The 14,242-nt window shown below is 38.3% G+C and carries 10 protein-coding genes; all 10 read left to right on the forward strand.

Going from position 1 to position 14,242, the window contains the following annotated elements; genetic code table 11:
• Positions 1 to 792: Cna B-type domain-containing protein (locus tag HMPREF9707_RS09065; RefSeq protein ID WP_006701237.1), on the forward strand; the 792-nt coding region annotated here is incomplete at its 5' end.
• Positions 793 to 1,008: 216 nt separating this feature from the next.
• Positions 1,009 to 2,406: a dihydrolipoyl dehydrogenase gene (gene lpdA / locus HMPREF9707_RS02980; RefSeq protein WP_006701238.1), complete on the forward strand. Its 1,398-nt coding sequence runs from the start codon at positions 1,009 to 1,011 to the stop codon at positions 2,404 to 2,406.
• A 9-nt stretch (positions 2,407 to 2,415) separates the two neighbouring features.
• Positions 2,416 to 3,156, forward strand: coding sequence for an alpha/beta hydrolase (locus HMPREF9707_RS02985; protein WP_006701239.1), 741 nt, complete (start codon positions 2,416 to 2,418; stop codon positions 3,154 to 3,156).
• Positions 3,157 to 3,387: 231 nt separating this feature from the next.
• Entirely contained in the window at positions 3,388 to 4,587 is a 1,200-nt protein-coding gene (locus HMPREF9707_RS02990) for a TIGR04086 family membrane protein (protein ID WP_006701240.1), read from the forward strand.
• Positions 4,588 to 4,807: 220 nt separating this feature from the next.
• Positions 4,808 to 6,889: a 5'-nucleotidase C-terminal domain-containing protein gene (locus tag HMPREF9707_RS02995; RefSeq protein WP_006701241.1), complete on the forward strand. Its 2,082-nt coding sequence runs from the start codon at positions 4,808 to 4,810 to the stop codon at positions 6,887 to 6,889.
• Positions 6,890 to 7,060: 171 nt separating this feature from the next.
• Positions 7,061 to 8,053, forward strand: a complete 993-nt coding sequence (argF, locus tag HMPREF9707_RS03000) for an ornithine carbamoyltransferase (RefSeq protein WP_006701242.1) — start codon at positions 7,061 to 7,063, stop codon at positions 8,051 to 8,053.
• A 206-nt stretch (positions 8,054 to 8,259) separates the two neighbouring features.
• Positions 8,260 to 9,420: a CD0519/CD1768 family membrane protein gene (locus HMPREF9707_RS03005; protein ID WP_006701243.1), complete on the forward strand. Its 1,161-nt coding sequence runs from the start codon at positions 8,260 to 8,262 to the stop codon at positions 9,418 to 9,420.
• Positions 9,421 to 9,422: 2 nt separating this feature from the next.
• Positions 9,423 to 11,939 (forward strand): ATP-dependent Clp protease ATP-binding subunit, encoded by a 2,517-nt coding sequence (locus tag HMPREF9707_RS03010; protein ID WP_006701244.1) that lies wholly within the window; start codon positions 9,423 to 9,425, stop codon positions 11,937 to 11,939.
• Positions 11,940 to 11,952: 13 nt separating this feature from the next.
• Positions 11,953 to 13,128 (forward strand): ornithine cyclodeaminase family domain, encoded by a 1,176-nt coding sequence (locus HMPREF9707_RS03015; protein ID WP_006701245.1) that lies wholly within the window; start codon positions 11,953 to 11,955, stop codon positions 13,126 to 13,128.
• Positions 13,128 to 14,222: a putative NPN-dependent ornithine cyclodeaminase gene (locus HMPREF9707_RS03020; RefSeq protein WP_006701246.1), complete on the forward strand. Its 1,095-nt coding sequence runs from the start codon at positions 13,128 to 13,130 to the stop codon at positions 14,220 to 14,222. Before HMPREF9707_RS03015 ends, HMPREF9707_RS03020 begins: the two co-directional genes overlap by 1 nt.
• Positions 14,223 to 14,242 lie beyond the last annotated feature (20 nt).

Raw genomic sequence — 14,242 nt, forward strand, 5'->3', positions numbered from 1 at the left:
CTCTATCGTAACGGTGAAGCAACCGGACAGACACTAACCTTATCTGCTTCAAATGAGTGGCAAGGCACATTCCATGACCTAGCACTCATTAACCCGGCTGATTCTACGGAGTATGTGTACACCGTGAAAGAAGTTGGAGAAGCTAATGGACTCATCCAATTTGGTGAACGTCAATTTGACGTCATCTACGGTGGGCTAATGGGTGGTGTCACATCTATCACCAATAAAGAAAAAACTCAAGAACCGAAGACGCGTGACCTTCACGTGACAAAGGCTTGGGAGCTTCAAGGAAATGAACTTCTTGTTCCACAAATTGAAGTCGAGCTATATCGCAATGGTGAAGCAACCGGACAGACATTAACCTTATCTGCTTCAAATGATTGGCAAGGCACATTCCGTGACTTAGCATTGATTAACCCAGCTAATTCTACAGAGTATGTGTACACCGTGAAAGAGGTCGGCGAAGCTAACGGACTGATTCAATTTGGTGAACGTCAATTTGACGTCACGTATACAGGAACAATGATAGATGGTTTTACCATTGAGAATAAGGAAAAACCAACAACACCTCCCGATATTCCGGAAGAACCAGGTGAACCGGAGGAACCTCCAACACCTCCCGAAATACCGGAAGAACCAGGTGAACCAGAAAAACCATCAGCTCCTGAAAATCCAAGGAAGCAATTACCACCTACAGGTGAAGTAATGAGTGGTTATGTTTTGGTAGGTTTATTACTTATTATGAATGCAATAATTGTGTTTACATTAATCGATTTTAATGAAGATTATTAGAGAAAACACAATGAGGCTCCGTTTTTAAACGGAGTCTTTTTATTTGACTATAGGACCAATCCAATTGTATCAATCCCCCCGAACAACCTATGTGAAATCTAATAAAATATCGATGGGTATTGGGATTTGATTCACAAATATGATAAAATAGATGTAACATTTTTCTTTGCTCTTCACTTGATGAAGGGTAAGCATATTTAAGGAGGGCAATTGTAAATGACAATTGAAACAGAAGTAGTTGTAATTGGTTCAGGTCCTGGTGGATATGTTGCTGCTATTCGTGCGGCTCAACTTGGTAAGAAAGTCGCAATTATTGAGAAAGAATATATTGGGGGCGTCTGCTTAAACGTGGGATGTATCCCATCGAAAGCGATGATTACAGCCGCTCATAAATACAACGATGTGAAAGAATATGAACAATTTGGATTGAATGTTCCGGAAATTACGTTTGACTGGGATAAAGTTCAAGCATTCCGTGCTAATGCGGTTGAACAATTAACGGATGGTGTTGAATACCTTCTAAATGGAAATAACATTGAAATTGTTCGCGGTACAGCACGCTTTGAAGACGAACATACGTTAAGTATTGAAAGTGAAGAAGGTCAAAAAACGCTGAAGTTTGAAGACTGTATTATTGCGACAGGATCTCGTCCACGTGATATTCCACCGGTACGATTCTCTGACCGCATTGTTTCTTCAACAGAAGTATTAAGCTTCCCAGAACGTCCAGATAGCTTAATTGTTATTGGAGGGGGCGTTATCGGTATCGAGTTAGCAACGGTTTATGCAAACTTTGGCACAAAAGTAACGGTTCTTGAAGGACAAAAGAACATTTTACCGGGAACGAACCGTAAGTTAACGAATGTTGTTCAACGTAAACTAAAAGAAAAAGGCGTTGAAATTGTTACAAATGCGATGGTTAATGGAAGCCAAGAAGAAGCAGATGGTGTGACAGTTACTGCGGAAGTTAAAGGAAAAACAGAAGAGTACAAAGCAGACTATGTAATGCTAAGTATCGGTCGTGTGGTTAATACTGACGATATTGGTATTGAAAAAGCAGGCGTAGAATTAGATGAATACGGTCTTGTTAAAGTTGACGAACAAGCACGTACGAACAAGCCACATATTTATGCAATTGGGGATATTATTGCAGGTCCACAACTTGCACATAAAGCAAGTTATGAAGCTAAAATTGCTGCTGAAGCAATTGCAGGCATGGATTCTACTATTGCATACAAATGTATGCCATCTGTCGTATATTCTGAACCTGAAATTGCGGTAACGGGTGTAACGTCGGATGAAGTAAAGGCACAAAAATTAGATGCGATTCAATCTTCATTCCAATATGCTGGAAATGGCCGTGCAATCGCGATGGCAGAAACAGCCGGTTATGTAAACTTAATTTCTGATAAAGCGACAGGTAAAGTAATTGGTTGTGAGATTGTAGGAGCGAATGCATCAGACTTAATCAACGAGTTGTCTCTGGCAATTGAGAAAGAATTAACGGTTGAAGATATCGCGATGACTGTTCACCCACATCCAACTTTAGGTGAAATTATAATGGAAACGGCTGAAATTGCAGCAGATAAGCCAATTCACGTTGTTAAAAAATAATCGATATTTATGAGTACAACAGACCGATCATTTTTTTATCAAACAGGTGAAGTTGCGATATTATTATTACATTCATACACTTCATCTCCGATTGATTTCCGAACTTTTGCGAGATTATTGTCCAAAGCGGGATTCAGTGTCTATGGGCCAGTATTAACACATCATGGCGGCGCCATTGAAGAAACAATTGCTAACCCAGATGTTTGGATTGAAGATGGTTACCAAGCAGTCGAACATTTAAAATCATTAGGGTACAAAAAAATTATTGCCTTTGGCGTTTCGCTAGGCGGGTTGATTGCAATGCATCTTATTGCAAATTCAGAAGATGTTCTTGGTGGTGGTGCGTTTTGTGCTCCCCTTATTCCTGAAAGTTCAAATAAAGTTGCGGAGAGTTTTGTTAAACGTTTTGTTCAAGAAAAGAAAAAATTAGGTTGGACACCGCAAGAGATTGGACAGGCTACTCAAGGGATGAAACAAGAAGTTAGTAAGGTCGTTTTAGAGCCATTAGGAGAAATCTCATATGCGCTACTCAAACAATTTGCAGAACTTGATAAGCCAGTCTTAATTGCTCAAGGTGGCCAGGATACAATGATTGACCCTCAACAGAGCCGAGATTTATTGGATTATTTCCATAAAAGAAAACCTGAACTAATCTGGTATGAAGAGGGTTTGCACGTTTTAACGATTGGTCGGACAAAGCAACAGCTGGCTGATGAAGTGATAAGATTTGTAAATAGTCATTTTGTGTAAACGATTTATGTATAGGAGCAAAAGATAATTTGTATTTTCTTTTGCTCTATTTTTTATTTTTTTGCAAACGGTTCCCAAATAAACGTTGATATTATCGCAACTTTTTGTAAATCATAAGTGCTTTTATTAGCAATTACTTTATTTATGTAGTATACTATTAATGTAGTGAATGATAAAAATATCATTAATAGAAACACTATAATTTATCGTAAAGATAGAAAGGGTGTTATTATGACAGAACATAATCATAATAATGTAGACAAAGTATACACAGAAGCAGCAGTACGCGACGGAGAATCTGTTGAGTATACATCAACCACCACTTACGGTGGAGTAGTTAAAGAAGATAAAGCAGGGGCCAACATTTCTTGGTCAGCTGTTATTGCAGGGGCCATTACATTTATCGCTTTAAGTATTTTACTTTCATTAATTGGATCAGCCATTGGATTTGGTGTTCCTAACTTTACAGCGAATGAGCCATTTGCTGGTTTAACGGTTAGCATGGTAATCTGGTTTGTTGTTTCACTTATTGTTTCATTAGGTGGAGCTGGATATGTTGCCGGTGTAGCTGCTGGTCGTGGTGGATTGGTTCACGGTTTCTTAACTTGGGCAGTGAGTTTATTCTTATCAACTTGGTTAGCATTCTCAGCATTATCAGGAGTTTTCGGACTTGTTGGTAACGTTGTAGGCGGCACACTTGGTGCAGCAGGTAATGCTGTATCAACCGTAGCAACTACTGCAGGTGATGCAATTGGTTCTGTTGCTTCAACAGCAGGTTCAGCAGTGGGTAATTTAACTCAAGAAGCATTTGATTCAATTGCTGCTGAAATCAATATTGAAGATACAGCTGATGTTGAAGAAGAAGTTCTAAAAGCTTTAGAAAATTCAGATGTTCCTCAATTCCAACCTAATTTCTTACAAAGTCAAATTGATTTAACAATCGATGAGATTAAAGACGCAGGACGTCGTATCGTCATTGACGGAGAAGATGCACAAGCTGTAGTAAGTGAAGTAGGTCAATCAATTGAAGACCGTATTACAGACATTGCAGCAGATGTTGACCGTGATGATCTAGAAAAAGTAATCTCAGAAAACACAGACTTATCTAAACAAGAAGTTGAGAAAGCTGTTGATAATTTAATTGAATCTTACAATGAATCTGCAGAAAAAGTTCAAACTGCTTTAGCAGATGCAGATACTCGTCTACAAGAATTATCTACTCAAGCAAGCGAAAAAGCTGAAGAAGTTTCTGAACAAGCTGACGAGATTGTAAGCCAAGCAGTTGAAGTAAGTGAAGATGTTTCAAACGAAGTTTCTAAATACTCACTTTACTTATTCTTAGGCTTAGTTCTAGGATGTGTATTTACAACGATGATGGGTAAAGCAGGAGTTAAATCTTCTGACAAATACTTTGAAATTGTAAATAAATAGTTTAATTTTTAAACCAGCACTACATTCGGTGCTGGTTTTTTAAATTTGTAAAATTCCATCTTTTTAGTATGTATCTAGATAACACGATCATTCCTTAAATAATTTTAACATTCATCAGATGTTTGATTGACTTCTACTTTTTATTATGCAATATTAAAGTTACCACATATTTTGGGAAATTATGTGGATAATATATTCAAAGATTGAAAGGAGACAATCTGTGAGAAATCATAAGTTTTATCATTATTTTTGGGCGGTATTTGCATCATTGATGCTATTTACAACGCCATTGTCCGTTCAAGCTGAAAATGCTCAAACGGAACCCGTTGTTGCTTCTGAAGAGGTTGCAATTCCTGAAATGGAAGGAGAAGATCTGACGCCTGCTGAAAGTTCATCAGATGAAGCTGATGAAAAAGTAGTAGAGGAGCGAGGAATTCAAGATCCAGATGTTACTATTGTTCATACTAACGATATGCACGGACGAATCGAAAGTACAGATCGTGAAATTGGGATTGGTAAATTAAAAACTTATGTTGAAGAAACGAAGCCAGATTTAGTCCTGGATGGTGGAGATGCTTTCCAAGGATTACCGATTTCAAACTCTGATAATGGAAAAACCATGGCAGAGCTTATGAATGAAGTCGGTTATGACGCAATGGTAGTAGGGAATCACGAGTTCGATTTTGGTTATGAAAATGCGTTAGCTTATCAAGAACTATTGAATTTCCCAATTCTTTCTGCCAATGTCTATAAAGATGGAAAACGTGTATTTCAACCTCATACTGTGATTGAAAAGAACAATCGCAAATATGGAATTATTGGTTTAACAACACCTGAAACAGCGACTAAAACACATCCTAAAAATGTAGAAGGTGTTGAATTTAGAAATCCTATCGCAGAAGGATTAGAGCAATTTAGTGAACTCGCAGAAAAAATGGTAGATACTTTTATTTATCTGGTACATTTAGGAATTGATGATGAAACAAATCCGCAATGGCGTGGAGATTCTCTGGCTAAAGTACTAGCAGAGCATCATGGAGATGCACAAATTATGGTAATTGATGGTCACTCACATACGAAAAAAGCGATGCGCTTCGGCAATGTGTTGTACAGTCAAACAGGATCACACTTAGCTAATATTGGTAACATTGCTTTAAAAGGTAAAGACGCTGACTATCAAGCTGAAGCTTATTATGTTTCTGCAGAAGAATTGAAAGATTTAGAAGTAAATTCAAAAGCAAAAGAAATCATTGAAGCTGCTCGCGAAGAGTATGACCGTGTCAATGCTGAAGTGATTGTTGAAAATAACCCGGTGAAATTTGTTGGTGAGCGTGATGATGTTCGTCGTCGTGAAACAAATCTCGGTAATATTATTTCTGACTTATTATATGAATATGGACAAACAGGCTTCACAAATCCAACTGATTTAGCAGTAATCAATGGTGGAGGCGTACGTGTAAGCGTTGAAGAAGGTCCGATTACACGTGGTAATATTATTTCAGTTTTACCATTTGGTAATACAATGTCTCAAATTCAAGTGACAGGTAAACAATTATATGCGATGTTTGAACATTCTCTTCGTACTGATGTTGAAAAGAATAAAGCAGGCGAAATTGTTAAAGATTCAAATGATCTTCCTCGATTAGGTTCGAATGGTGGATTTTTACAAGTATCTCATTCGGTTCAAGTTTATTTCGATGCGATGAAAGAAGCAGGAAAACGCGTATGGGATCTTAAGATTTTGAACCCTGTAACGAAAACATTTGAGAAAGTATTAGAAGATAAAATGTATAATCTCGCTACGAATGATTTCTTAGCGGCAGGTGGCGATGGCTATGATATGTTAGGTGGATTACGTGAAGAAGGTCCATCAATGGATGAAGTGGTGATGGAATATCTTAAGAAGATGACTGCGGAACAATTAGAAAAATATGCAGAAGCGTTCCCGAATACACGCATCATGCAACAAGTTCAAGCAGCTGAAGAGCCAACTGAACCCGAAGAAGAAGTTCCAGTAACACCTGCTGAACCCGAAGAAGAGACGCCAACAGTTCCTGCTGAACCTGAAGAAGAGAAGCCAGTAAATCCTACAGAACCTGAGACTGAATCCGAAGAAGTCCCAGCTCAAGAGGAGCTTTCTAAAGAGGTTGAACATCAAACTTATGTGGCAGAAACGCGTGTCGCAAGTGTAAATCAATTACCAGAGACAGGTGAAGCTATTGGCTTTAGTTTCGGAATTGGATTACTATTCTTAGCGGTTGGTTTATGGTCAATCAAACGTAAAAAAGAGTCAAGTAACTAAATTTTTAAATATTATTTGATCCAAAAGACTAATCTTTGAGTAAAGATTAGTCTTTTTTAATATTTTAGCGTTTTTTCATTTAATTATAGTCTACCTTAATGAATGAAAGCGTGTTACAATAGAACTGTAAAAACGTTACCATTTTTACGATTATTCGATAGGAGTGATACAATGGCAAAAAACTTTAGAGGTAAATCGTTTCTTAAATTACTAGATTTTTCATCGGATGATATTCGTTATTTGTTGGAATTATCAAAAGATTTTAAATCGATGAAACGTGCAGGTGTTCCGCATCGCTATTTAGAAGGGAAAAACATCGCGATTATTTTTGAAAAAACTTCAACTCGGACTCGTTGTGCTTTTGAGGTCGCAGGCTATGACTTAGGAATGGGCGTGACATACTTAGATCCAACCGGCTCTCAAATGGGTCATAAAGAATCTGTGGCTGATACAGCACGTGTGCTTGGTCGGATGTACGATGGAATTGAATTCCGTGGATTTAAGCAAGAGCACGTTGAAGCTTTAGCAAAATACGCTGGGGTTCCAGTATGGAACGGTTTAACTGACCAATGGCATCCAACTCAAATGTTAGCAGATGTGTTAACGATTGAAGAACACTTTGGTTATTCTAAAGGCTTGAAGTTTGTTTACTTTGGTGATGCAAGAAATAATATGGCAAACTCTTTAATGGTCGTTTGTGCAAAATTAGGTATTAACTTTGTTGCTTGTGCGCCAAAAGAGTTATTCCCTGAAGAATCTTTAGTGGAAACTGCTAAAGAAATTGCGGCTGAAAACTTCTCTACTATCGAATTAATTGAAGATGTTGAAGAAGCAGCGAAAGATGCGAATGTGATTTATACGGACGTCTGGGTATCAATGGGTGAGCCAGAGGAAGAATGGGAACGCCGCATCAAATTACTTAAACCTTACCAAGTGACGAAAGATGTCATGAAATTAGCTGATAAGGAAGCCATCTTCTTACATTGCCTACCTGCTTTCCATGACAAAGAAACAACTGTCGGTCAAGAAATTTTTGAAAAATTTGGCTTAGAATCAATTGAAGTAACGGATGAAGTCTTTGAATCAAAACAATCTTACGTCTTTGATCAAGCTGAAAATCGTATGCATACCATTAAAGCGGTGATGTACGCAACACTTTGCTAATAAAGTCATCAATGATTTTAGAGGCTGAGAGACGACATTGTTTTAGCACCAAAAACAGGGTGCCCCAAGATGCAATCTGTTTCCGCGGGTTAACAAATCAATCAATCCGGGAGAAATCCCGGATTTTTATGATTAGTTTGCTTTCAGTTCTCATAATTTGGAATTAGACAAAGCGACGTTACGTTATCACCAATTGGAGGAGACCAATGGAGAATAATTTACGTAATCACAATTTGAAGAAAGAAATTAGCATTGAACCTTTGATATTTTTAGTGCTATTCTTTTCATTATTTATTTATATGGGACGCATTATGGGTGGTACTAATATGTTTAAAACCATGATGTTAACCGCCTATGATTTATTGATAAATGTTTGTTTATATTTAATGGCTGTAGCCGTTATTGCAGGAGGAATTTCAGCGATATTTTCTGAATTTGGTGTAATTGCTCTTGTAAATAAAGCTGTATCCTTCTTTATGAAGCCTATTTATGATTTGCCGGGAGCGAGTTCATTAGGGATGCTGAACTGTTTTATGTCTGATAATCCGGCAATTTTAACGTTAGCTTTCGACGATAATTTTAGAAAATACTTTAAAAAATATCAAATGCCCGCTTTGACGAACTTAGGAACATCATTTGGGATGGGATTAATTACGGTTACTTCGATGATGGCATTGCCAATCGATGGAGCATTAAAAGGAGCGTTAGTAGGCTTTGTTGGCGCGATTATCGGATCTATTATTTCCGTTCGACTGATGATTATGCGAACGAAGGCCTATTATGGAACCACTGAAATGGTTGAGACCAAAAGAGCGGACGAGATTCCAATAGGCTATCGTAAAATTCGTGAAGGTTCTGCTGGAGCTCGCTTTATTACGGCCTTCCTAGATGGTGGTAAAGTGGGTGTTGATATGGGACTTGCGATTATTCCGGGAGTTTGTTTAATTTGTTCGATCGTTTTACTTCTTACGAATGGTCCCGGAGAAGGTGGTGTTTATACCGGAGCTGCGAATGAAGGGATTGCATTATTGCCACTTTTAGGTGAGAAAATTTCATTTATTATTAATCCATTATTCGGCTTTTCAAGTCCTGATGCGATTGCGGTGCCAATTACAGCATTAGGTTCTGCAGGGGCAGCGATTGGGATGGTCACTGATATGGCTAATAAAGGAATTGTCAATGGAAATGATATCGCAGTCTTTACATCCATTTGTATGTGTTGGTCCGGTTATTTATCGACTCATATTGCGATGATGGATGCTTTAGATACGAAGGAAATGACTGGGAATGCGATCTTCTGTCATACTATTGGAGGGATTGGTGCTGGTGTCGCATCTCACTTAATTTGGCTACTTATAGGAGGATAGAGATGGATTTAGCAAAATATTCGCAAGCTGCGCTGAATGTCATTAAAACAGCCAATCAGTTGGCCATTAAATACAGTAATGCTGAAGTGACAGATTTGCATTTATTTTGTGCACTTTTAAGACTTCCTGAGGGACTTATCCGTGATGACTTAAAAATATTAAAAATCGATGTTCAATCTCTTGAAGATGCGACGGATTTAGCGATTCAAAAATTAAGATCGGCGAAGGGATTGACTTCTCTATACACGTCAAGGTCATACCAACGTGCCTTATTAATCAGTGAAGAGGTTGCTAGAAATCAATATGAAGATCAAATTAAAGTTGAGCATCTATTATTAGCACTTCTACGTGAAGAGGATATGCCCACAGCAAAATTAGTTCAACAATACGGTCTTACTTATACAACGTATTATCAGTTGAAGGGTCAACAATTCAATGAGAATTTATTAAGTGGCTTAAACCAAGAAACCTTACAAACTTTGAAAAAATATGGGAGAGTTTTAACTCAAGAAGCGATGGAAGGGTTATTAGATCCAGTTATCGGACGAGAAGAAGAAACTCGAGATATGATTCGGATTCTATCGAGACGTATTAAAAATAATCCGGTCTTAATCGGAGAAGCTGGAGTAGGGAAGACAGCCATTGTAGAAGGACTTGTTCAGCGTATTGCTAAAGGGGATGTTCCCGATGCGTTAAAAGATAAAGTTGTCTTTTCGTTGGATATGACTGCACTCGTAGCAGGGGCAAAATACCGAGGGGATTTTGAAGAACGATTAAAAAAGATTTTGGAGTTAATTCGTGACTCAGAGGGTCAAATTATTCTATTTATTGATGAAATTCATAATATAATTGGCAGTGGTTCGAGTTCAGGAACCATGGATACAGCCAATATGTTGAAACCAATGCTAGCTCGAGGCGAGATACTAACGATTGGCGCGACCACCATTGAAGAATATCGCCAGTTTATCGAGGTTGACCGGGCATTGGACCGACGTTTTCAAAAAATATTAGTTGAAGAACCGAGTTTAGAGACGACGATGGCAATTTTGCGAGGGATTAAGTTCAAATACGAGGCTTATCATCAAGTTGAAATTTCGGATTTGGCGCTTACAGAAGCTGCTAGATTATCGCAACGCTTCTTATCGGAACGTAAATTGCCCGATGTGGCGATTGATGTGATTGATGAAGCTTGCGCTATTGTAAAAATGGCACGCGATCAGCAACCCGAAGCCTTAGACCAACTTCATCGTTCGATTATTCAACTGGAAATGGAAAAAATTGCCTTAGCCTCAGAATCGGACCGCTTATCTCAACATCGACTGCAAGAAAAATCCGAACAAATTCTTTCATTAGAAAGTGAATGGTCAGAGCAAATAGAACGTTATCAACGAGAAAAGGACCGCCAAGCGGAGGTTGTCCGTTATGAAAGTGAGCGGTTCGCTTTGATGATTGAAATTGAAGGGTTGCAAGAAGCGCATGCGTTTGAGGATTTGGCGAGGTTAATTCAACAAAAGGACCAACTTGAATTAAAGTTAAAAACATTAAAACAACAAGCTCCGTATTATCCACTAACGACAAAAGTGACGGAGAATGAAGTTAAAGACGTGATTTCGAAATTATCTGGCATGCCAAAATCTAAGCTAACAACGAATAAATTAGAGCAACTACAGGGAATTCGATCTCTTCTTAAACAATCCTTTGTAGGTGGAGAAGATGTTATCGACCAAATTATGAATCAATATATTATTTCAGAAGGTGGGATATTATCTCGTTCTAAACCCGTTGGAAGCTTTCTGATTACGGGGCCAAGTGGATCTGGAAAATCGTATCTTGGAGAATTATTAGCGGATAGCCTATATGATGGTGCTAAATCATTAATTCGATTTGATCTAAGCGAATTTACCGATGCGTCTTCGATTACTAAGTTAATTGGAGCACCACCGGGCTATGTTGGTTATGAATTTGGGGGAGTTTTGACCGAGTCACTTCGGACGAAACCATATTCAGTGATTGTGTTTGATCATATCGATCGAGCACACAGACAAGTTCAAAACCTTATTTTACAAATGATTCAAAGTGGTATGATTACCGATAATAAAGGTCGAACGATTAGTATGAAACACGCTTTAATATTACTCACAGTGACCTCACATGAGGCCATAGAACATGGTATACTAGAAGTAGATTTCATTCGCCACGTAGACGGGTACTTCCATTTGCCACCGTTAAATGAGAATACGACTCGAAAATATATCAAGTTGTGCTTAGCAAAACTTGAATCCGAACTTCAAGAACGTCAAATTGAGTTAAGTTATGATTCGAAGTTCTTGGATCAATTTATGCAAATGATACGGATGGAGCAACGAGAACCCACAGCCATTCAGCGGATGATTGAGCAAGAAATCTATTTATTGATTTCTGAAATTAATTTCGTCCAAGAGATTCAAAGTTTTACAACATTATCGCTCTCTTTGGATGAAGCGAATCAATTCAATGTTACTTTACATCAAAATAAATGATTGGAGGAATAATATGGGATACCAAGTACCGGAATTTGTTTATCCAGATTTTACACAAACCAAATTTAAAGAGGCATCAAATGTTCAACTGGCAGAAGTAGAAATAGAAGGGGTCGCTCCAGATAATTTTTATTTAACATCACATATGCCTACATTTTATAAACTGAATGAAGAATGGGTGATTCCTGAACATAACTCACTCAATTGTGTGGCCGTTGTTAAAGACCAACAAGTAACTATAACTGAAATTCGCGATTTAAAAGTAGGGGATCAAGTTGTATTGAGTAAAGAAGGGCGCGTAGAGGATGGAATATTAGTCTATCGAGATGGCTTCCCTGAATCGATCTTTTCAACTCCAGGTAAAGCGGTTGAAACATCTTTTTCAAAAGATTATGATTTACTCTTTGAATTGATGCAGCATGAACGAGATTCGGAAGATGGCTATATTGTTTGGGTTTTAGGACCTTCCGTAGTATTCGACTATGATACCCGTAAATCACTTAATCGACTTGCTGAAAATGGCTATATTGATTGTTTAATGGGTGGGAATGCGATGTGTACCCATGACCTAGAAGGGGGCTTCCTGCAGACGGCTTTAGGTCAAAATATATATACGCAAGAGAACGTACCGATGGGGCACTATAATCATTTAGACTTACTCAATGAAGTAAGAACTGCAGGTTCCATTAAAGAATTTATTGCTTCTGGTAATGTTAAAGATGGCATTATTAAGACGTTGTCCGATATGGATGTACCGTTTGTCTTGTCAGGTTCTATCCGAGATGACGGGCCACTACCTGAAGTCATTGCTGAAACAGACCTTGCGCTCTCAGAAACGAAGAAAGAGCTTGATAAAGCAACATTAGTTATTTGTATTGCGACAATGCTCCATAGTTTATCGGTTGCGAATATGGCCTCAAGTTATCGTATCCGTAAGGATGGTAAGATTACGCCAGTTTATATGTACTCGGTTGACGTAACTGAGAACGTCGTTAATAAAGTCGGGGCTGCAAGAGAACAAATGGCCTTTATTCCAATGGTAACGAATGTTCAAGACTTTGTTGTTAACTGTGAAAAAGCATTAATAACGCCAGCAAATCCAACGTTATTTGAAGAAATGGCGATTCCTGAAATGGAGCACGTTGAAGTGGAACAACAAAGCCATGTTCAGAAAGGAGCGAATCAATAATGCACTTTGAAATGCCAAAATATCATCATCCTGATTTTGAGCAAGAATTCCTTAAAAATGCACCCAATGTCACTGTCGAAGAGGTGACCCATGATGGATTGAGTCCAAGGAATTATCATGCACTTTCGGTTTACCCAGAATACTTTAAAATTAATGGAAAATGGGTATTAGCTAATGAATCTCGTATGGATACAGTTTGTGTAGTGAATGACACACCTGGTGAAGAAAGTGTGAATATTGTCGAATTCCGTAATTTGAAAAAAGGTGACAAAGTCGTTATTGGCCGAACGGAAGATGCTTCTGAAGGTATTTATGTTTGGACACAAGGCTTTTTAGCCGAAGAAGAAAATACGGATACTTTTGCTTTCCGATCTGGACGCTCGCGTGAGACCGCATTCTCCATTGACTATGATACTTTGTATGAAGTACTCAAACATGAGAAAGCGAACAACGGTTATGTGACACTCATTGTTGGGGCCGCCCTTGCGCTAGACCGTGATTCACGTCTAGCATTGGAGCGACTTGTGCGAAACGGTTATGTTCAAGCAATCTTCTGTGGAACGGAGACAGCTGCATTTGACTTAGAGAAAGGGATATTTAATACGTCTTGGGGTCAAGAGCACTTTGAAAAAGAACAAAATACGACGCGAAATTTATTTGAAACCATCAACCTAGCTAGAAAATACGGTTCAACAAAAGCGTTAGTTGAATCTGGCTTAGTTAAAGATGGGTTTATCAAAGCATGCGTAGAAATGGACGTGCCGGTGGTCATTGCAGGAACAATCCGTGACCGTTTAGGCTTACCTGAGACGATTAACGATGTCTATGAAGCGCAAAATATTATGCGTATGCATGCTCGTAAAACATCTACGATTATTATGATGTCTGCGATTTTATTTACGATAGCAACAGGAAATATGACACCATCCTATAATGTGTTTGATGGAATGGTGCGTCCAGTCTATATGTATACGATTGATATTCAAGAATTTGCAGTCAATAAACTTTCAGACCGTGGGACTGTAACAGCCGTATCGATGGTTACAAACGTTCAAGACTTTATTCGAAATGTGGATCGTGCGTTGAATAATTAATTCATAAATAGGGGGACAAA

This window comes from Falseniella ignava CCUG 37419 (assembly GCF_000301055.1).
GTDB lineage: Bacteria > Bacillota > Bacilli > Lactobacillales > Aerococcaceae > Falseniella > Falseniella ignava.